Origin of the sequence: Leisingera sp. SS27 (genome assembly GCF_028368855.1) — a bacterium.
In the GTDB taxonomy this organism is placed as follows: domain Bacteria; phylum Pseudomonadota; class Alphaproteobacteria; order Rhodobacterales; family Rhodobacteraceae; genus Leisingera.
Window position 1 is genome coordinate 283381 of sequence record NZ_JAQNCY010000001.1, and the last position, 20167, is coordinate 303547.

The 20167-nt window shown below is 60.2% G+C and carries 20 protein-coding genes; 11 read left to right on the forward strand and 9 right to left on the reverse strand.

What is annotated here, in order from left to right; genetic code table 11:
• The first annotated feature begins 30 nt into the window (after nucleotides 1-30).
• From N6L27_RS01360 to N6L27_RS01375, 4 genes are read left to right on the forward strand one after another with little or no spacing between them, the layout of a single operon-like run.
• Nucleotides 31-483, forward strand: coding sequence for a hypothetical protein (locus N6L27_RS01360; protein ID WP_271905275.1), 453 nt, complete (start codon nucleotides 31-33; stop codon nucleotides 481-483).
• Entirely contained in the window at nucleotides 470-871 is a 402-nt protein-coding gene (locus N6L27_RS01365; protein WP_271905276.1) for a phage holin family protein, read from the forward strand. Before N6L27_RS01360 ends, N6L27_RS01365 begins: the two co-directional genes overlap by 14 nt.
• A complete protein-coding gene (locus tag N6L27_RS01370) occupies nucleotides 858-1619 on the forward strand; it encodes a hypothetical protein (RefSeq protein ID WP_271905278.1) in 762 nt (253 codons plus the stop codon). The genes N6L27_RS01365 and N6L27_RS01370 overlap by 14 nt, the downstream gene beginning before the upstream one ends.
• Before the next feature lie 53 nt (nucleotides 1620-1672).
• Complete coding sequence (locus N6L27_RS01375; RefSeq protein ID WP_271905280.1) at nucleotides 1673-2656, forward strand: AI-2E family transporter; 984 nt, start codon at nucleotides 1673-1675, stop codon at nucleotides 2654-2656.
• Between the two features lie 39 nt (nucleotides 2657-2695).
• Here the strand turns inward: N6L27_RS01375 and N6L27_RS01380 are convergent, their stop codons facing one another.
• Nucleotides 2696-4096, reverse strand: coding sequence for a mechanosensitive ion channel domain-containing protein (locus N6L27_RS01380; protein WP_271905281.1), 1401 nt, complete (start codon nucleotides 4094-4096; stop codon nucleotides 2696-2698).
• Nucleotides 4097-4594: 498 nt separating this feature from the next.
• Here N6L27_RS01380 and N6L27_RS01385 point away from each other — a divergent pair, with 498 nt between their 5' ends.
• Complete coding sequence (locus N6L27_RS01385; protein WP_271905283.1) at nucleotides 4595-4960, forward strand: hypothetical protein; 366 nt, start codon at nucleotides 4595-4597, stop codon at nucleotides 4958-4960.
• Nucleotides 4961-5090: 130 nt separating this feature from the next.
• On the opposite strand, the gene N6L27_RS01390 is transcribed toward N6L27_RS01385, so the two are convergent.
• Entirely contained in the window at nucleotides 5091-5675 is a 585-nt protein-coding gene (locus N6L27_RS01390; RefSeq protein ID WP_019297838.1) for an HNH endonuclease, read from the reverse strand.
• 230 nt (nucleotides 5676-5905) lie between these two features.
• Here N6L27_RS01390 and N6L27_RS01395 point away from each other — a divergent pair, with 230 nt between their 5' ends.
• Both N6L27_RS01395 and N6L27_RS01400 read left to right on the forward strand, forming a co-directional pair.
• Nucleotides 5906-6559: a pseudouridine synthase gene (locus N6L27_RS01395; RefSeq protein ID WP_271905285.1), complete on the forward strand. Its 654-nt coding sequence runs from the start codon at nucleotides 5906-5908 to the stop codon at nucleotides 6557-6559.
• 12 nt (nucleotides 6560-6571) lie between these two features.
• Nucleotides 6572-6994 (forward strand): VOC family protein, encoded by a 423-nt coding sequence (locus N6L27_RS01400; protein WP_271905286.1) that lies wholly within the window; start codon nucleotides 6572-6574, stop codon nucleotides 6992-6994.
• Nucleotides 6995-7032: 38 nt separating this feature from the next.
• Here the strand turns inward: N6L27_RS01400 and N6L27_RS01405 are convergent, their stop codons facing one another.
• Nucleotides 7033-7698 carry an alpha/beta hydrolase gene (locus N6L27_RS01405; protein ID WP_271905287.1) on the reverse strand — a complete coding sequence of 222 codons (666 nt, stop codon included), beginning with the start codon at nucleotides 7696-7698 and terminating at the stop codon, nucleotides 7033-7035.
• Nucleotides 7695-8417 carry a DNA-3-methyladenine glycosylase family protein gene (locus N6L27_RS01410; RefSeq protein ID WP_271906232.1) on the reverse strand — a complete coding sequence of 241 codons (723 nt, stop codon included), beginning with the start codon at nucleotides 8415-8417 and terminating at the stop codon, nucleotides 7695-7697. Before N6L27_RS01410 ends, N6L27_RS01405 begins: the two co-directional genes overlap by 4 nt.
• Nucleotides 8418-8441: 24 nt before the next feature.
• Between N6L27_RS01410 and N6L27_RS01415 the strand changes: the two genes are divergently transcribed.
• Nucleotides 8442-9659: an MFS transporter gene (locus N6L27_RS01415; protein ID WP_271905289.1), complete on the forward strand. Its 1218-nt coding sequence runs from the start codon at nucleotides 8442-8444 to the stop codon at nucleotides 9657-9659.
• 73 nt (nucleotides 9660-9732) lie between these two features.
• On the opposite strand, the gene N6L27_RS01420 is transcribed toward N6L27_RS01415, so the two are convergent.
• From N6L27_RS01420 to N6L27_RS01435, 4 genes are all read right to left on the reverse strand, one after another.
• A complete protein-coding gene (locus N6L27_RS01420; RefSeq protein ID WP_271905290.1) occupies nucleotides 9733-10509 on the reverse strand; it encodes a squalene/phytoene synthase family protein in 777 nt (258 codons plus the stop codon).
• On the reverse strand, nucleotides 10499-12124 hold the full coding sequence (cimA, locus tag N6L27_RS01425) for a citramalate synthase (RefSeq protein ID WP_271905292.1): 1626 nt from the start codon (nucleotides 12122-12124) through the stop codon (nucleotides 10499-10501). The genes N6L27_RS01420 and cimA overlap by 11 nt, the downstream gene beginning before the upstream one ends.
• The gene (gene cysS, locus N6L27_RS01430) at nucleotides 12121-13647 is read right to left on the reverse strand and encodes a cysteine--tRNA ligase (RefSeq protein WP_271905293.1); all 1527 of its coding nucleotides are present in this window, start codon (nucleotides 13645-13647) and stop codon (nucleotides 12121-12123) included. Before cysS ends, cimA begins: the two co-directional genes overlap by 4 nt.
• A 303-nt stretch (nucleotides 13648-13950) precedes the next feature.
• Nucleotides 13951-14529, reverse strand: a complete 579-nt coding sequence (locus tag N6L27_RS01435; RefSeq protein WP_271905294.1) for an outer membrane protein — start codon at nucleotides 14527-14529, stop codon at nucleotides 13951-13953.
• Between the two features lie 115 nt (nucleotides 14530-14644).
• On the opposite strand from N6L27_RS01435, the gene N6L27_RS01440 reads away from it, so the two are divergent.
• Together N6L27_RS01440 and N6L27_RS01445 are read left to right on the forward strand one after the other, a co-directional pair.
• Entirely contained in the window at nucleotides 14645-14938 is a 294-nt protein-coding gene (locus N6L27_RS01440; RefSeq protein ID WP_271905296.1) for a hypothetical protein, read from the forward strand.
• 775 nt (nucleotides 14939-15713) lie between these two features.
• Nucleotides 15714-17264, forward strand: coding sequence for a trimethylamine methyltransferase family protein (locus N6L27_RS01445; RefSeq protein ID WP_271905297.1), 1551 nt, complete (start codon nucleotides 15714-15716; stop codon nucleotides 17262-17264).
• A gap of 625 nt (nucleotides 17265-17889) precedes the next feature.
• On the opposite strand, the gene N6L27_RS01450 is transcribed toward N6L27_RS01445, so the two are convergent.
• Nucleotides 17890-19110, reverse strand: a complete 1221-nt coding sequence (locus N6L27_RS01450; protein WP_271905299.1) for an acyl-CoA dehydrogenase — start codon at nucleotides 19108-19110, stop codon at nucleotides 17890-17892.
• A 99-nt stretch (nucleotides 19111-19209) separates the two neighbouring features.
• Between N6L27_RS01450 and N6L27_RS01455 the strand changes: the two genes are divergently transcribed.
• Nucleotides 19210-20121: a LysR family transcriptional regulator gene (locus N6L27_RS01455; protein ID WP_271905300.1), complete on the forward strand. Its 912-nt coding sequence runs from the start codon at nucleotides 19210-19212 to the stop codon at nucleotides 20119-20121.
• Nucleotides 20122-20167: the final 46 nt, after the last annotated feature.

Below are 20167 nucleotides of genomic sequence, written 5' to 3' on the forward strand. Positions count from 1 at the left end.
CAGCGCACGGACACCCGAGAGGCTTTGAAAATGATCGACACTTCCGATTTGGAGCAACAGGCGCGCAGTCAGGCTGCTGGTTTGGGCCGCAAGGCCAAGGCTGCGGTGGCAGGAAAACTCCGTGAAGCAACGGACGCCGCTCAATCTCAGGCCGCACAGGAGGTAGAGGCCACGGCGGATGCGGCAGATGCAGCCGCCGGTGCCTTTGCACCCGGATCAGTGCAGGCCCAGGCTGCAAGCATGGTTGCCGGTCATTTGGAGGATGCAGCCCACCGCGTCCGGTCGCTCGACATTGAGCAAACAGTTGAGGATGTCAGCGCCTTTGCGCGCCGCAACCCGCTCCTGTTCCTGAGCGCGGCTGCGCTTGCCGGTTTTGCTGCAACCCGCTTTCTGAAGGCACACGATCGCGAAGCTGAAACGTCAGGCGGCGCTGTCCGCAATCCTGCTTCACAACAGATGGGAGCTGGTCATGGCGCATCGTGATCTGCGCGAGACGCGGCAGCTGATCTTCGAGTTACTCCGCCATTTTGCGGCCTTGTTGCGCAGCGAAGCTGAACTGGCCAAGGGTGAGCTGCAGGAGAAGGCTGCCAGCGCCGGAACCGGCCTGGCCTGTCTGGCCGCCGCAGCAATACTGGCTCTGGCCGGCTTACATGTCCTCGCGGCCGCACTGGTTGCATGGATTGCATCCGCAGGTTTGTCTCCGGGTCTTGCTGCCTTGCTTGTCGGCGGCGTGCTGATGGCTGCAGCCGCATGCCTGCTCGCCGCGGCCAGAGCGCGCCTGAATAGCAAGGCGCTTTTGCTCTCGCGCACAATCCGCAGTGTCCGACTGGATGCTGCCAGCATCATGGAGGCCACTCATGACCGGAACTGACAAGCTCGAACAGCAGGCCCAGGAAAACAGGCGCCGCTTGGCAGTTTCTCTATCCGGGCTGACCGGCGCGTTGTCGCCTCGTCATGTCACAGAGCAGCTGACAGCTACGGCCCACGGGTATGGCGGCCAGGTGGGCCATGAGGTGATGTCCGCTGCCAAACGCAACCCGGCCGCGCTGCTTCTGACCGGTGCAGGCCTTGCACTGATGTTATCAGGCACAGGCAGCCGCCCGAAGGCGCCGCCCGCAGAATGCGTTGCGGTTCCGCCCGAAAAAGCGTTTACCGGCTTCGATGACCGTGTTGCCGCAGCGGACGCCGCGATGAAACAGGAGATGACAGGGATGAGCGAAGAAAACGTCCGCAGCAGCAAGATGCGTGAGACCTTGCATGCAGGGCTGGACGCCCTGCCCGATGCCGCCCGCAAACGCGTTCTCAAGGCGCGCACGGCTGCATTGCACGCCCAGGAGAAAATCGAAGAACAAGCCGCGCGCGCGGTAGCTCAGGGCCGGACCTTCTATGACCGGAATCCGCTGGCTGCAGGTGCCATTGCGCTAGGCCTGGGTGCGCTGATCGGTTCGCTCCTGCCGCCTACCCGCCGCGAAGACGAACTGCTGGGGGCGCACCGGGATGCCCTGGCTGCCAAGGCAGAAGCGGCCCTGCGGGAGGAGATAGACAAACTGTATCACAAGGCCAGTGCAAAGCTGGATGCAGAAGACAGCAGGCTGCCGCGCCAGACCGCTGCACACTGACGGTCATGCCCGGGTTCTTGAAAACTGCCCTAAGCGGCCGGGGGGTCCGCGTGATGCTGATGATCCTGACGGTCATCAGCATCACTGCCGCTTTGCAATTGGCACAGCAGATCCTCGCACCGATGAGCTTCGCGCTTGTGCTGGGTGTGGTGGTGTCGCCGCTGGCCGACAAGCTGGCGCGCGCCGGCGTGCCGCGGCTGGCCATTGCTTTGACGCTGCTTCTGCTGTGCACGCTGTTTGTGGCGGTCATCCTGCTCTTGATCGAACCACTGATCAACGTCCTGATAGACGAACTGCCCCGCATCAAATCTGTTATGGTCGGCTTGATCGACCGCGCCTCTTCTCTGCTGCGGGGCATCGAAACAATCAGCCAGGAAATCGAAGAAAGCGTCGGCGCCGAAGCGGTTGAACCACAAACTGCGATCCCCTCGGTCGGCGATGCCCTTTGGCTGGCACCAAGCTTTGTTTCCCAGGTTTTCATCTTCGTGGGCACATTGTTTTTCTTTACGCTGACCCGCAACGATCTCTACAACCTGACGGGATCGCTAAAGCCCCGGCTGAAGCACGCAGATACCGTTGTTGCACGCTACTTTGCGGCGATCACCCTGGTGAACACAGGCCTTGGAGCCGTCACCGCTGCCGCGATGATGGCGCTTGGTGTTGAATATGCCCTTCTGTGGGGCCTGGCGGCGGGACTGTTGAACTACGTGCTGTACCTGGGCCCGCTGCTGATAACTGTGAGCCTGGCAATTGCCGGAATGCTCCAGTTCCATGGCTTCTATGCAGTGCTCCCGCCGGCTGTCTTCCTGCTGATAAACGTGACAGAGGCCAATCTCGTAACGCCATTGGTCGTGGGTCAGCGCATGGCGATCAATCCCTTGCTGATCTTCGTGGCGATTGTCTTCGGCTTATGGCTGTGGGGGCCGGTTGGCGCCTTCGTGACACTGCCGCTGCTTCTTTGGCTTGGCGTTTTGCTGGAACCGCAGCCGGGACCAAAGGGGCTAACGGCAAAAGACCCGCTGAACAAAGTCATGTGAAACCGCAGGCGCCCCCCGTGCAGCTGGCGCTCTATTCTATCACTCCACCTGTTGCTGAACGTCCAGCAGGTTCTCTCCGCCGTCCAGTCCCGTGCGTTCACGTTCCGCAGCCTCTGCCACAGCAGGTTCCGAGCGTGCGGGATCCGCAGCCTCTGGCAGGTCGGCAGGTTCAGTTGCGGGACGGCCAGCCACAACGGTTTCTTCAGAAGACGGCACTGCCGCCTGGGCGCCATCAAGACGCACGCGGTAGATCGGCTCAGGCAGACCGAAGCCCGCAGCCTCCAGCGCCAGCTTGGCCGCCCGGATAGCCTCGCCGCGCGCCTTGGCAAAATCCACCTTGGTCTGATCCACCCAGCCGGTGAAGGTCAGGATCACGTTGGAATCCCCTACCTCGCTGATCCAGGCACCGACTTCGGGATCCTTCAGCACAAACGTCTGCGCCTCCAGCGCGGTGACCGCCGTGGCCAGCGCGGCCGCCAGATCCGCATCCGCATCGACCCCCAGGTTAAACCCGAAACGGCGCCGGGGATCACGGGTGAAATTCACGATACGGCCCTTGAACACGGTGGCATTCGGAATTCGGATATGGTTGCCCTCGGGAGAAATCAGAATGGTCGCGCGCGAGGTCAGCCGGGCGACCGTCCCCTGGTCCCCCTGGATGTCCACAAAGTCGTTGGGCCGGAACGGCTGACGCAGGCTGAGCAGAATGGAGGCAATGAAATTCTCCACCGTATCGCGCACCGCAAAGCCAAGAGCCAGACCAACGACACCAGCGGCACCCAAGACCGCGCCGATCAGCGCGGTTGCATTCAGGATGTCCAGCGCCAGCACCAGCCCCGTCAGGATGAACAGGATGCGCGCAACGGCGCGGTAGACATCAGCAATAAAAGCGTTGGGAGCCAGCCGGGTCCAAATACCGATCCGCGTGGTCAGCAGCCAGCCCCCCGCTGCGACCACAAGAAATGCCGTCAGCGCCACAAGAAAAATCGGCCCGTTTGCCAGCAAGTTACGTGTCCTTGCTGCAATCCGCTCCATTGCCGGGGCCAACCGTTCCTCCAGGGTTCCGCTGATCTCGGTCTCGTTTTCGATCGCTACCACGCCCTCTACCCGGTTGATGATCTGGTTCACCCGGTCCTGCGCCGCATTGTCGATCACTTGCCCGGTGATCCTAACAACCCCTTCGGAAACCGACACGTCCACCGCGGCAAACCCATCAATCTGGGCCAGAAGCTTTTCGATCCGGTTGAGGATCTCACTATCGCGCACAGCTTCGGCGCCCACTTCGATTTGACCATCTGTCTGAACCGGACCGTCTGCGGATTGCGCCAGACTGCCGGACGCAGTGAGAGAGAACATCGCAGCGGCCGTCACACCCAGAACCACACGCAATAGCGCGCGCTTTACATTCACGGACCCGTCAACTCCCCGTTCCAGCTTCAAGTCGACTTCCTCCTCAGAGCAATAGCGGCGTCAAAAATAACGGCCTGCGCTTCAACCAATACCCCGGTGGACCCGGTTGCGCATTACTTAGAGCAGAAAAGCGGGGTTGAACACGCAGGATAATACATCACTGCTCCACTGCGACGGGTTCCGGAGAGTTCAATGTGGTTGCCCGCCTCGGTTCTCTCATCTGTTTTGCTGAAGTATTGCGGAGCGCCTCGCCGGAGCCAGTTAATCTGCGACAACCTACCAGCCTAGGCGCAAGGCCAGAGAAAGAGCCCGGAAACGACAAATGCCCCTTCCTGCCCGCGGCCCAATTTTGCAACTATATCATTGTAATTATTCACAAAACTAGAATGGAGAGACAAAATTTCTTTTTCCGCAAACCAGTTCTGACAGAGCTATAATTTTTTTGAGCAACTGCACGCTGGTATGTCACAGTTTAATGCGGCTCCGCTGTCCAAGTGGCATGGCTCCTTGATCACTCAAGGAGACCTTATGGGCACTGAATCTCGTAGTGCGGACGCACCAGTTCTAATTCTGACCGAGAACACGTTCGAGAGCCTCGACATCAGCGACTACTTGATGCGCCGGGGACAAGGCAAAATTGTCAGCGAAACCAAGATCGAGCATTGCGATACATTCCTGGAAGATGGCGCGCCGCCTCCACAGCTTGTGTTTTTCGCATTCTCCCTTGGCGTTCCTGCGGCCCGGAACTGGCTTCTTGCCGCACGTGACAGGGGGTGGCGTATCATACTGGTCAACGGGAAAACCACAGACCCGGATGTGAAGGGCCTGCCGATGCTGAACCGGCCATTCTCGACCGCGCATCTGGACGCAGTGATGGACCAGATCGAAAAATAGCCACTTCTGAACCCGTCGCACATTGTGAAAACAACTGAAACAGCGCATGGCCTTATCAGGCCGTGCTCCTGGTGGAGACTGGGATTTCCTGGAAAGTTTTTCAAAAATAGGAGGCCCCTGCCTCCTCACTTCAGGCGTCCAGCTCGGTATCCCAGTACAGGAAATCCATCCAGCTTTCATGCAGGTGGTTCGGCGGGAACTTGCGCCCGGTATTGCGCAATTCCTCTGCTCCTGGCCGGCGCGGCGGCTTGCGCAGCGACATCCCTGCCCGGTGCAGCGACTTCGACCCTTTCTTGAGGTTGCAAGGGCTGCAAGCGGCAACGACATTTTCCCAGCTGGTCACCCCGCCAGCCGCCCGCGGCACCACGTGATCGAACGTCAGCTCGCCTTTGCTGCCGCAGTACTGGCAGCAGAATTCATCCCGCAAAAATAAATTAAAGCGCGTGAAGGCCACGCGCTTTTGAGGTTTTACATAATCTTTCAGAACCACCACAGACGGTATTCGGATCTCTGTGCTCGGACTGTGCACAACCTCGTCATATTCTGCCACGATCGCCACCCGGTCGAGCCAGGCAGCCTTGACCGCATCCTGCCAAGACCAAAGTGACAGCGGATAATATGAAAGCGGCCGGTAATCCGCATTCAAAACCAATGCCGGGTGCTGTTTCAGCGCCCCGGGAGATCTGACAAACTCTGCTCTGAAATCGCCATCCATTTTTGAACGTCTTCCTCGCCCTGACCTTCCGTTTCCCGGAACCAGAGCGGGGAACCCGCCCCAGCCTAAGTTTGACTATATATCGTGGTTGGCACCTGACAAGCCCCAATGATCCACAATATGTCGGGAGCAAGCTGCGCTGATTCCATGACAGGCCGATGACAGTTACCCACAGGCCGCAACAAGGGCTGCCTCTTGCCCTGCTGCCCCAGTCCGCCTATTGCGCAGCCATGACCCGCCTGATCCGCTTCAACAAACCTTTTGACGTCCTGCCGCAGTTTACCGACCGCGGCAGCCAGGACAGCCCGCGAGCGACGCTCAGCCAGTATATTGACTGCCCCGGTGTCTATGCGGCAGGCCGCCTTGACCGCGACAGCGAAGGACTGATGCTGCTGACGGACAACGGCCGCCTGCAATCCTGGATCACCGACCCCAAGCACAAGATGGATAAGACCTATTGGGTGCAGGTGGAGGGCATACCCAGCGCAGAAGCGCTCAAGCTGCTGGCAGAAGGCGTTGAACTCAAAGACGGAGCAACCCGGCCAGCCAAGGTGCAGGTCATTCCGGAACCGCCCGGTCTCTGGGCGCGCACGCCGCCTGTCCGGGTGCGCAAAACCGTCCCGGACAGCTGGATCGCGCTCACCATTCGTGAAGGGCGCAACCGCCAGGTACGGCGTATGACAGCGGCTGTCGGGCATCCGACCTTGCGGCTGATCCGCTACAGCATCGGCACCTGGACCCTGGATGGGCTGGCCCAAGGCGATTGGGAGGATCTGGAACCGCCGCGCGTGCCCGGCCCGCCCAAACCCTCTCTGAAACCGCCGCGCAGGCCCAAGGCTGTATCACCGCGCCCGGCAAAAGGTGACAGGCCCCGCCGCCGCTGATAGCCTGCAGCCATGCTGCCCAAAGCCCCTGCACCGAAAGCCATTCTCGAATCCGCGCTCTATGTGGATGATCTGGATGCCGCCGAGGAGTTCTATGGCGGCCTGCTTGGGCTGGAACGGATTCAACGGGCTGACAACCGGCATGTGTTCTTCCGCTGCGGCAATTCCGTCCTTTTGCTTTTCAATGCATCAGAAACAGTAAAGGCGGCCGGCAACCCCCGCTTGCCGGTGCCTCCGCATGGTGCACACGGCCCGGGGCACGTTTGCCTCGCCCAGCCCCGCGAAGACATGCTGGAAATGCGCGACAGGCTCCGCGCCGCCGGTGTTGACATAGAGGCGGAATTTGACTGGCCTCATGGGCCCCGGTCTGTTTATTTCCGGGACCCGGCTGGAAATTCAGTTGAAATCGCCGAGCCGCATTTGTGGTCGTATTGAACCGCGGCAAGATCGGAAATTCTTTCAACTGCAAACCGTTACAGGCTCAACTTGTCCCGCATGAAGGCCAGCGCAACGCTCAACCCGTCGGGGGCGATGCCATGAGCCGTGCCCTTTTGGATATGGGCAAACACATCCTGAAAACCCGCCTCTTGCAGCGCTTCGGCAGCTTCCGGCAGCGACTGCACCGGCACCACGTCATCCTGATCGCCATGCACCAGCAGAACCGGCATTTTGGAAACCGCTTCATCCTTCAGCAGTTCCGGCGCCAGCAGACGGCCAGAGAAAGCCACGATCCCGGCAACCGGATCTTCTCGCCGCGGAGCCACATGCAGGCTCATCATCGTCCCCTGGCTGAAGCCAAACAGAACCACCTGCTCTGGCAGTACGTCCTCGTCGACCATCAGCGCATCCAGGAAGGCGTTCAGATCTTCGACCGCGGCCTGCATGCCGCGCATGCTTTCTTCTTCGGACGAGCCGTCAATCCACGGGATCGGAAACCACTGGAATCCAAACGGCGCCCCGGCGCAGGACTCGGGGGCGTCGGGGGCGACAAAGAGCGTATCCGGCAGGTGTTCACCCAGTGGGTCGGCCAGCCCCAGCAGGTCCGCGCCATTGGCGCCATAGCCATGCAGAAACACCACAACAGAGCGGGTTTCGCCGGAGAACGGCTCCTTGCGGCCAGCATTCAGTACACGAGTCATCGGATTCCTTCCCTGTCCTTCGCCACCCGGTAATAGGCCCACAGAATGCGCGCCGCAACCGACCGCCATGGCGACCAGGCCTCCGCGATTTGCCGCATCTCCCGCTCCTTGGGGCGTGCCGGCAGATCGAACAAAACCCGCGCAGCCTCCTGCAGCGCCAGATCGCCATGAGCAAAGACATCCGCGCGGCCCAGCGAAAACATCGCGTAGATCTCCGCTGTCCAGACTCCGATCCCCGGGACCTGAACCAGCGTGGCAATCACCTCCGCATCAGGAACGTTTCGCAAAGCCTTGAAATCAATGCGTGCCTCAGCCAGCGCCCGGGCATAGCGGATTTTCTGGCGGCTGAGGCCAGCTGCGCGCAAGTCGTCGTCCGTTGCCCAAAGGATCTTGCGCGGCCCTGTCAGCTTGGCGTCCTTCATCCGTTTCCAGATCGCGTTCGCAGAGGCCACGCTCACCTGCTGGCTGACAATAGCGCTCAGCAATTCGGCAAACCCTTCGGGCTTGCGCCGCAATGGCAGCGGACCAGTCAGCTCCAGCGCTTCGGCAAACCGGCGGTCCTTTATCGCCAGCCATTCCGCGCCCTCTATTACGCAGTCGCCGCATTGGATGATCCGGCCGGCACCGGGCAAAAACTTCGGCTGATCTGACGCCACGTCACCCCCTTTGACCGCGGCAAATGGGCGGCCTTCCAGCGCGGCAAGCGCCTTGCCCCGCATCCGGTTCACCGCTACGCATCCCATATGAGCATGACCATGACCACCCCCAGCGACGCGGTCGCCAAGAAAAACGTTGCCATCCTGGTTCTGGCCCAGGCGATCCTCGGCGCGCAAATGCCGATGATCTTTATCATTGGCGGCCTTGCCGGCCAGTCGCTGGCGTCCAACCCCTGCTTTGCAACTCTGCCCATCTCTCTGATCGTGGGCGGCTCAATGCTGGCAGCCACGCCGATCTCGGCCATCATGCAACGCTGGGGCCGCCGCGCCGGCTTCTTCACCGGCGCCGCATTCGGCGCGATGGGCGGCCTGGTCGGCGCCTACGGGCTGTACCTTGGTTCCTTCCCGGTCTTCCTGCTCGGCAGCCTGATGACCGGCGTCTACATGAGCGCACATGGCTTCTATCGTTTCGCGGCGGCGGACACCGCCTCAGAAGCGTTCCGCCCCAAGGCGATTTCCTATGTGATGGCAGGCGGTCTTGCAGCCGCTTTGATCGGCCCGCAGCTTGTGAAACTGACCAGCCAAGCCTTTGTTATTCCGTTTCTTGGCACTTATCTGGCAGTGATAGCCGTCAATGTGTTCGGGGCGGCGCTGTTCCTGTTTCTGGACATTCCCAAGCCGCCTGCCCCCAGCCAGGACAGCCCAATGGGCCGCAGCCGTCTCGAGCTGCTGAAGACCCCGGTCATTGCCGTTTCCGTAATCTGCGCAATGGTTTCCTACGCACTGATGAACCTTGTGATGACATCCACCCCGCTGGCGGTCGTGGGCTGCGGATTCTCCAAGGACAATGCGGCTGATGTGGTGATGTTCCACGTTCTGGCAATGTATGTGCCATCCTTCTTTACCGGCCACCTGATTGCCCGTTTCGGCGTGGAAAAGATCGTTGCCGCAGGCCTGGTAATTCTTGCCGGCGCCGGGGCAGTTGCGCTCCAAGGCGTTGAACTGGAGAACTTCTTTATCGCGCTTGTGCTGCTCGGCCTTGGCTGGAACTTCGGTTTCATTGGCGCAACCACCATGCTGGCAGGCGCCCATGACAGCCACGAAAAGGGCAGGATGCAGGGATTGAATGACCTGCTGGTCTTTGGCGGCGTCACCATGGCGTCGCTGGCCTCGGGCGGCCTGATGAACTGCTCAGGCGGCAATCCGGTGGACGGCTGGAACGCGGTCAACATGGCCATGGCGCCCTTCCTGGTGCTGGCAGGCGGTGCGCTGATGTGGCTGGTGATGCGGCCCAAGGAGGCCTGACCACATCCGGTTAAAAGTCAGGACAAAGGAAAAAGGCGCCCGAACGGGCGCCTTTTTGAATCACTCGAGCCCCTTACCAGCGCCCGGTGACCGCCCGGCGCATCAGCCCTGCCCGGCGCCGGAACTCGCTTTGGCCAAGGGCGCCCTGCGCAACCCGCCCAGGCTGCCTGATTGCCTGTTTCAGCACCGCTTCTGCTTGCCATCCCGCCAACAGCGCAACGGCGGAAGGCTTTGAAACAGAAGCTCTCTGACTACGCGCTTTTTGCAGTCTTTCCAGCCCCTTGCACGCCAAATTCTGCACACCTTCCAGCGTACCATCCAAGAGCGGAATCCGTTTCTGCGCTTCCAGTTCAGGGATTGCGCGCAGCCAGCTGGCAACACCCGCTCCATAACCGAAGTCCCTGACCACGTCCTCCTCTGCCGGCCCCAGGGACGCGGCCGCCATCCACATCAGAGAGCCACTGGTGCGGTCAATGTAGCGGTCGAATTCCGCCTGATCCTCAAAAGGATCCTTGTAAATGTCCCAGCGGCGGGCCTCCGCCATGGTGTCAATACAGGCAGCCAGCTCCGGTTTCAGCAGCCGTGCCAAGGGGGTTGCCACATAGTGACGGCGCACCTGCTTGCCCTCGGCAATCTCCGCCCCCACGTCGCGCCACCATTGCACCCGCATCTCTGCAATCATGCCTTCCTTACTGGCCCAGGGCGCCCGCGCCAGCTCGATATTGAAGGCATAAAGCGCAAACAGCAGCGGGCGCGCCGGGACCGGCGCTGCCATGGTGGCAAGAAACCGGTCCGGATCGCTTTTCTGCACCAGTTCCGCGCAGGCAGTCAGATCTGCGTCAAATTGCATCCGCCTGCCCGTCATGGATCAGCTTCCAACGGATTGCGTCCAGCAGCGCCTCGAACGACGCGTCGATTATGTTTGCGCTGACCCCAACGGTGGACCAGCGATGCCCCTGGCTGTCCTCACTGTCGATGATGACCCGTGTCACCGCCTCGGTGCCGCCTTGGGTGATCCGCACCTTGAAGTCCACCAGCCGCATGTCCTCCAGCTGCGCGGAATAACGACCCAGATCCTTGCTCAGCGCCCGCGCCAGCGCGTTGACCGGGCCGCGGTCGCTGCCGGTTTCATCCAGCGACTCGCTGACCGACAGGCGTTTTTCTCCATCAACCTTCACCACGACCACCGCCTCTGACAGGCTGACCATGCGGTTATACTTGTTTTTGCGCCTCTCAACAGTGACCTTGTAGCGCTTGACCTCAAAGAAATCGGGCAGCTGGCCCAGTTCCTTTCGCGCCAGCAGCTCGAACGAAGCCTGCGCGGTGTCATAGGAATAGCCCTCTGCTTCCCGCTCCTTGATCCGCTCCAGGATTCGCGCCAGCGCCGGGTTGCCGTGATCGACGCTCAGCCCCGCATCGGTCAGCCGCTTGCGCAGGTTCGACTGCCCGGCCTGGTTCGACATCGGGATCACCCGCGCATTGCCAACCTTGCCCGGCTCGATGTGTTCATATGTGGAAGGATCTTTCAGGATCGCGCTGGCGTGCAGACCCGCCTTGTGGGCAAAGGCCGAAGCCCCCACATAAGCCGCCTGTCGCACCGGAACCCGGTTCAGGATATCGTCCAGCATCCGGCTGTTCCGGGTCAGCCCCGCCAATGCTTCCAGGCTTACCCCGGTCTCGAACTGGCTGGCATAGGGTTCCTTCAGCAGCAGTGTCGGGATCAGAGCGGTCAGGTTGGCATTGCCGCAGCGCTCGCCCAGACCGTTCAACGTGCCCTGGATCTGACGCGCGCCGGCGTCGACAGCCGCTAACGAGCAAGCGACAGCATTTTCCGTGTCATTATGGGTATGTATGCCCAGTTTCTCACCCGGAACACCAGCTGCAACAACCTCACTGACGATCCGGTGAACCTCTGCGGGCAGCGCGCCGCCATTGGTGTCGCACAGCACCACCCAACGGGCCCCGGCCTCCAGCGCGGCACGGCAAGCGGCCAGCGCATAGTCAGGATTGTCCCTGTAACCGTCAAAGAAATGCTCGGCGTCAAACAGCGCTTCCCGCCCCTGCGCCACGATATGAGCAACCGAGGCACGGATGTTCTCCAGGTTCTCTTCCAGCGTGATCCCCAGCGCATGGGTCACGTGGTAGTCATGGCTCTTGCCAACAAGACAAACCGCTTCGGTTCCTGCGTTCATCACCGCGGCCAGAACATCGTCGTTCTCCGCCGACCGGCCTGCCCGCTTGGTCATGCCAAAGGCCGTCATGGTGGCGCGGGTTTGCGGTGCCTCCGAAAAGAACGCGCTGTCAGTGGGGTTGGCCCCCGGCCAGCCGCCCTCGATGTAGTCGATTCCCAAGGCGTCCAGCGCCTTTGCTATTTGCTTTTTCTCTGCGGTTGAAAACTGCACCCCCTGGGTCTGCTGACCGTCGCGCAGAGTGGTGTCGTAAAGGTAGAGGCGTTCCCTGCTCATGAAACAAACTTTTGATAGAGTTTTTCAATCATAGTTGACTGGTTTTCTTTGCAAGGATGCTGTCCGGATTGCATTCTACTCAGAACTCGAGACCAGAAAACAGCATCATCATCACTTTCCGTAGCTGTCGCTCTGTTGGCTCTTGCTTCAACTGAAGTCATAGAATCTAGCTGCGAGACTTCCCATTCCACGCCTTCCGATGTGTCTTTCAACAAAACACCAGCCGTTTTCAACCCATCTCTTATTTCGTCGGCAACTTCAAAATTCTTACTTTCCTTTGCCGCTCTACGGGCTTCGATCAGGGCTGCGACTTGGCTTTCGATTTCTGTAGAAACAACTTTCACGTCCCAAGCGCCCATCTCCTCCGTCAGCAGTCCCAGCATCCGGGCCGAGGCCAGAAGACCGGCGGCATCGCCAGCCGCGGCCAGCTTGTGCAGTTCGGCAATCGCACCGGCAGAGTTCAGGTCATCCGCCAGCGCGTCCAGGACCGCGGCAGCAGCGGTGGACGCGGGTTCGATGCCCGCGGTCAGCGCCCGCCACCTGCGCAGCGTGGCTTCGGCTTCCTTGGCCTTCTTGTCGGTCCAGTCCATCGGCTTGCGGTAATGGGTCTGCAGGAACACCAGCCGGATCACCTCGCCCGGATACCCCTGGTCCAGCAAGTCGCGCACGGTGAAGAAATTGCCCAGGGACTTGGACATTTTCTTGCCTTCGACCTGCAGCATCTCGTTATGCAGCCAGTACCGTGCAAAGCTGTCATCGCCATTGGCGCAGCAGCTTTGCGCAATTTCGTTTTCATGGTGCGGGAACATCAGGTCATTGCCGCCCCCGTGAATGTCGAATGTCTCACCCAGCAGTTCGTACGACATTGCCGAGCATTCGATATGCCAGCCAGGCCGGCCACGGCCCCAGGGGCTGTCCCAGCCCGGCAGCTCATCGCTGGACGGCTTCCACAAAACGAAATCCATCGGGTTCTTCTTATAGGGCGCCACTTCAACCCGGGCACCCGCTATCATGTCGTCGACCGAACGGCCCGACAGTTTGCCATACAGCTCCTTCCAGCTGTCGACGGCAAACAGCACATGGCCTTCAGCTGCATAGGCGTGACCTTTGGCGATCAGATCTTCGATCATCGCCACCATCTGCGGAATGTACTGGGTTGCACGCGGCATGTGGTTGGGCTCCAGCGCGCCGAGCTCACCCATGTCATCCAGGAACCATTGCGTCGTCTCGGCGGTAATGTCGCCAATCGGCCGCCCGCTTTCCGCCGCGCGGGCGTTGATCTTGTCATCAACATCCGTGAAGTTCCGGGCGTAAGTCACTTGTTCTGCGCCATAAACCTCCCGCAACAGCCGGTACAGCACATCAAACACCACCACCGGGCGGGCATTGCCCAGATGCGCCCGGTCATACACGGTAGGGCCGCAGACATACATCCGCACGTTTTCGGCGTCGATCGGAGCAAAGACCTCTTTCTTACGGGTCTTCGTGTTCTGCAGCTTGATCACTCTGTCCATGGTTCCCATGCCCGGTTCCTTTCGCATGCCCAGCCAACAGCGGCAGGCACTACCCTTTGCGCGCAGCGCGGGCTTAGCAACTTGTCAGGGAAATGAAAACGACAGAAACCAGCCCGCTGATATGTCAGCAGGTAATGCAGCAGGTAATGGTGGTGCAATTCTGGTTCATGCAGGCTGCTTAACACGCAGCCTCAACTCCGCCAAGTCTTTTGGCGGAGAGAAACGTCAAAGACCGCCCGGTCAGCCTTGGGTGCAAACCGGGCGGCCAGCAGCGCGGCGGAACAGGCGTGCCGCGCTGGTGTTTTTTTCAGGTTAGAATTTAAAGGACGCGCGCAGCGACACTGATGTTGCATCGGCGCCAACGCCCGAGGTGCCGAACTGATCGAAATCATGTTCCAGCACTTCACCGCCGACCTGCCACTGGTCGGTCACCTGGTAGGCCAGTCCGACACCGTAGAAGTCGCCGGTTTCGCTGCCCAGCGAGCTGTCTGCCTCGGCCACACCGCCGGTCACATAGGCCAGTACCCGGCCAAAATCATAACCGGCCTTCAGCTTGGCCCGGGCCACCGAGTCGACAGTTGCGCCGCCGCCCAGATCCAGGTCGGTTGCGTCATAATCCAGTTCGCCGCCCAGCACGAACCGGCCAAAATCATAATTGTAGCCGCCGTGAATACCGTATGCGGCATCATCACCGGAGGCGCCGTTACTGGCATCCGCGTCCAGCTGGCCGATCTGGCCACCCAGATAGAAACCGGTCCAATCGCCGCCCTCATTGACCGCAACCGGCGCCGGAGCCGGCGCGGGTTCGACCACCGGCTCAACCAGGTTGCCGGCAAAGGCCGCACTGCCCATTACGGTTGCGATGGCTGTCATAGCTACGAAACGAGTCATTCAGACTTCTCCTTTTGCAGTCCCGGCGCAGGCTGTGCGCCGGTGACGCCTACAAAAGGTCTTTGCCTGGCAGTTTCCAGAGCTGCCGGGTTCACGAGCTTTGACTTGGCGGTGAGTGGCCGAAATCCCGTCACCAGCCGCGCTTTTCCGCCGGAATCCGCGAGCGGAAATCCGCCAAGCTATTGAAAGAGCGCAGAGCTTTTCCTATCGCCCAGCCAAACAGACGCACGCTGCCGTGCGATCAAAACCGGAACGCAGCACTGACCGCGAGGGTTTCGCCACGCGGACTTCCACTGCCGTCCCTTGGACCAGCTTCGTGATGCAGAAGTTCCCCGGTCAATTGCAGCGCGCGGTTCAAGGAAACCCGCATGCCGAAACCGAACAGCGTCCCATGGCGGCGGCGGCCTGAATCTTCAGCCTGCAGACCTCCGACAGTCACAAAGCCGGTCGCAGGCCCAAAGTCGTACCCCGCATGCAGGCGCAGCTGATGCGTTTCCTCCGCCTGCAGGGTTCGTGTGAAAGGACCGGTCTGCCGGGTTGCAACACTGCCCCCCAGGATCAGCCCATCAGCCCCCTGGCCGTATCCGAAAGCGAAAGAGTGACCTTCGCCCCCTGGACTGCTGAATCTGAACGGTACTGAACTCTCAGAAGCGGAGCGGCCGCGGTCCTCAGCCCAAGCGGATTGCCCATGCAGCGCCGCAACGGCAAGTGCCGCGGCAAGCGTTCGGCAGAGTTTGGTCATCCTAACCATCGGCATGTGGCTTTGCCTTCTCTCAATGCGCCGTTCAGCGCGTCATCCCCCTAGGCCCCCACTTATACCCATTAATGCTTAATATTTGGTTCCAAGACTGCCTGAAAACGTTCTGTTTCAGAAGCGTTAAAAGAGGCGCCTTTACCGTAAAACCCAGCAAAATTTATGAACCGTTCACGCTCGGGCGTGTGCCCCAAACGACCGGATGAAAAAAATGTCGCATTTTTCACCAAGGTCGTTATCGTGCTAGAAACTTCGCAAATGCATGCCAAACTGCCGCGAAGATAACAGGAGACCGCATGCAGGAAGAACGCAGCCTTCTTAACCTCGTTTGCCGCACCATTGGCGCGGCTCGGGGACGCGCCGCCAGAGGCCGGCCGTACTGAGTTGAAATTAAGCAAGTTTCAACTCAAACTCCCGAAAGGCTCCCAATATGAACGACCAAGCCTCCCCCGCCCGCGCCACCCGCAGCGGCGGGCGCAATGCGCGCCGTGCAGCCCGTGCCGCCGCCCTCCCCGACCATCTTCGCCCGATCCGCCCCGGCATGGAATCCACCGCCTTGAAAGTGCTGAGCCAGGCGGACATGGAAAAGATCCACGAGGCCGCCCTCACCGCGCTGGAAGAGATCGGTCTTGCTGACGCCCCGCAGAGCGGGATCGACTACCTCACTGCCGCCGGCTGCACACATGGCGATGACGGGCGCATCCGTTTCCCCCGCGCACTGGTAGAAGACACAATCGCCAAGGCAAACCGCTCCGTCACCCTTTACAGCCGCGACGGCAAGAACGATCTGCAATTGTCCGGCGGCCGCGTCCACTATGGCACCGCAGGCGCCGCAGTCAGCGTTGTCGATGTGCTGGGCAGGAACTACCGCGACTCTACCGTTCAGGATCTGCATGATGCAGCCCGGATCTGCGACCAGCTGGACAACATCCACTTTGTCCAGCGCCCGATGGTCTGCCGCGACATTCCCGACAACTGCGAAATGGATCTGAATTCCATCTACGCCTGCACTTCTGGCACCACCAAGCATGTCGGCGTGTCCTTCACGGAACCCGGCTTTGTCAAACCCGGACTGGAGCTTTTGCACATGATTGCGGGCGGAGAAGACAAATGGCGGGAGCGCCCGTTTGTTTCCAACTCCAATTGCTTCGTGGTTCCGCCGATGAAGTTTGCCACCGAATCCTGTGAGGTGATGGAAGAATGCATCAAGGGCGGCATGCCTGTTCTTCTTCTGTCGGCAGGCATGGCTGGCGCCACCGCCCCCTCCACCATTGCTGGGGCAATCACACAAGCGGTTGCCGAATGCCTGGCAGGACTGGTTTATGTAAACGCCGTAAAGCCTGGTGCTCCCGCGATTTTTGGCACCTGGCCCTTCGGTCTCGACCTGCGTACAGGCGCCATGACCGTTGGCTCCGGCGAGCAAGCCTTGCTGACGGCCGGCTGCGCCCAGATGCACAAATTCTACAACTTGCCAGGCGGCGCAGCAGCCGGAGCGTCAGATTCCAAACTGCCGGACATGCAGGCTGGCTGGGAGCAGATGTGTTCTGCTGTCATGGCAGGCCTGTCAGGGCTCAACATGGTCTATGAGTCAGCCGGAATGCACGCCTCGCTGCTTGGGTTCTGCCTGGAATCTCTGATCCTGGACAATGACTTGCTGGGCCAGGCGCAGCGCTGTGTCCGCGGCATCGAAGTGAACGACGAGACGCTTGCGCTCGACCAGATGCGCGCCACCTGCATGGGCGGGCCTGGTCACTATCTGGGCACCGATCAGACGCTTGGCCGGATGCAGGTGGATTATGTCTACCCAGACCTGGGCGACCGCACCTCCCCCAAGGAGTGGGCAGAGCGCGACAAGCCGGACCTGATCGAAAAAGCAGTCGCCAAAAAGGAGAAAATCCTGTCCGAGCGCGCCGCAGCCCGGTTTGATGCGGAAACCGACATGGCCATCCGTCAAAAATTCAATATTCATCTGCCTGCCTGAGGCAGAACTGAATGACCTTACAGCGGGCCGGGAATTCCGGCCCGTTTTCGTTTGGCCAACGGCTTCCGAACTATGCGGAGGTCGCAAATTTCAATTCTGAAAACCCTCTTAACTTGGACCTTGAGCCTTCCGGGATTGCAGGTTAACCTCTTGTAAAGAGTGAAATAAACGCAAAGGCACGCGGCATCTGGCGCCGTTTAACCTGCAAACAGGCAGGGATAGAAACGCAAAACGCAATTGCAGTTTCGCAAAGCGCGCCATTTGCATGACGATTTTCAGTCAAACGCATTGCAAAGATGCAAGGCGAGCACGCAAAAATCCCCTCAATTGGCACACTGCACTTTTGCAGGATCAAGGCCGTAAAAAGCGTGATCAAACGCCCTATTTTGCAGATCTGGAAACGCGCATTAACTTTTAGTCCGGCAGCGAAGTGATACTTGCTTCAAAATTTACCGCATTGAGCTGACAAGGCGTTAACAACGACCCTGCGCCCCGGCAACTTCTCAGGCACAATTGGCAGCCTCTTACCCTTTGCAGATTTCTTAGTCCGCCTTGGCATTGCAAATATGCATTTCCACCTTGCAGAAACACAGCGCGGAGCGATCTCCGCGCTGTGGCCGTGCGATCAGAAGAACGCCTGCAAACCGGTCTGGGCGCGTCCCAGGATCAATGCATGCACGTCGTGGGTGCCTTCATAGGTGTTCACGGTTTCAAGATTCACCATGTGGCGGATCACGTTGAACTCCAGGCTGATGCCATTGCCGCCGTGCATGTCACGCGCCATCCGGGCAATTTCCAGCGCCTTGCCGCAGTTGTTGCGTTTGATGATGGAAATCATCTCAGGCGCGGCGTTTGCCTCGTCCATCAGACGGCCGACACGCAGGGACGCCTGCAGGCCCAGGGTGATTTCGGTCTGCATGTTCGCCAGTTTCAGCTGGAACAGCTGGGTGTTGGCCAGCGGCCGGCCAAACTGGGTGCGGTCCAGACCGTATTGACGTGCCGCATGCCAGCAGGCCTCTGCGGCCCCCATGGCGCCCCAGCTGATGCCATAGCGTGCACGGTTGAGACAGCCGAACGGCCCCTTCAACCCTTCCACATGGGGCAGCAGCGCGTCCTCGCCGACCTCAACGCCGTCCATGACGATCTCACCGGTGATCGACGCACGCAAAGAGGCCTTGTTTTCGATCTTCGGCGCGCTCAGGCCCTTCAGGCCCTTGTCCAGCACAAAGCCGCGGATCTTGCCGCCATGCGCCTCGGACTTTGCCCAGACCACAAAAACATCGGCAATCGGCGCATTGGAAATCCACATTTTGGATCCCTTAAGCCTATAGCCGCCTTCAATTTTCTCGGCCCGGGTCTTCATGCCTGCAGGGTCGGAACCGGCATCCGGTTCCGTCAGGCCGAAACAGCCGATCCACTCTCCAGAGGCCAGTTTCGGCAGGTATTTCTGGCGCTGCTCCTCGGTGCCATATGCATATATGGGATACATAACCAGTGAGCTTTGCACAGACATCATCGAGCGGTAGCCGCTGTCCACACGCTCCACCTCTCGGGCCACGAGGCCATAGGACACATAGCCGCCGCCAAGCCCGCCGTATTCTTCGGGGATGGTGGTGCCAAGCAGGCCCATTTCGCCCATCTCGCGGAAGATCTCGGGATCTGTTTCCTCATTTTCATAAGCACTTAGCACGCGCGGTTGAAGTTTTTCCTGAGCATAGGCACGGGCTGAGGCGGAGATCATCCGCTCATCCTCAGTCAGCTGATCCTCAAGTCGCAGAGCGTCTTCCCAGTTGAAACGGCCCAGGTCCGGGGCATCCTTGGCGCGCAGGGCGGGTTTATCGGTCATCTTGTCACCTCAGTGGTTCGCGATTTGGCCAAACCCTAACGGGAGGTGAACGGAAAAAACAGCGAGACTTTGGCAACAAAGCATGACAAACACTCATACATGACAGTCCCACGCAAATTCCTGCCCTCAATCTCCTCCCTGCGCGCCCTGGAGGCGCTGGACCGGCTTGGCAGCGCCTCTGCCGCCGCGGATGAGCTGGCCCTGACGCAAGGTGCAGTCAGCCGCCAATTGCAAACTCTGGAGCGTCAGTTGGGGATGGAGCTGGTCCAGCGCGACCAAAAGCGGCTGGCGCTGACAACAGAGGCCCAGGATTACGCTGCGGAGATCCGGCAGGCCCTGAACCAGATCGTGCAATCCACCTTGCGTTTGCAAGCCGCACCGCTGGCCGGGACGCTGAACTTGGCGATCCTCCCAGCCTTTGGCATGCGCTGGCTGATGCCGCGACTGCCGGAGTTTGCCCGGCTTCATCCGGATGTGACCATCAACATGGCCACCCGCCTGGAACCATTCAATTTTGCCACTGAACCCTTTGATGCTGCGATACATTTCGGAAACGCCGAGTGGCCCGGAACACAATCCCTGCTGCTGAAGCATGAACAGCTGCTTCCGGTCTGCGCACCGCAACTGCTGGACGGGCGCAAGATTGAAGAGCCGAAGGACATTCTGAAGCTGCCGCTGCTGCACATTCAGACCCGGACAACCGCCTGGAAGGATTGGTTTGAGCAGCAAGGCATTGAGGCTGACGCGGGATTAAGCGGTACGATCTATGATCAATTCGCAACCATTACCCAGGCCGCGCTGCACGGGCTTGGGGTCGCGCTGATGCCGGATTACCTGGTGGAACAGGACCTGGCGACCGGCCGGCTGGTGGCGCTGCATCCGGAGGCGGTGGAGACTGCCGGCGCCTATTACCTGGTCTGGCCGGAGCGGAAATCAGACGCGCCGGCGCTGATAAAGTTCCGCGGCTGGCTGGCAGGAAAAGCGCAGCCGGAGGACCCGCTGCCACGGTGAAAATCAGGGGGTGGCATGCGTGCACCCCCTGTACACCCCTTGTGCA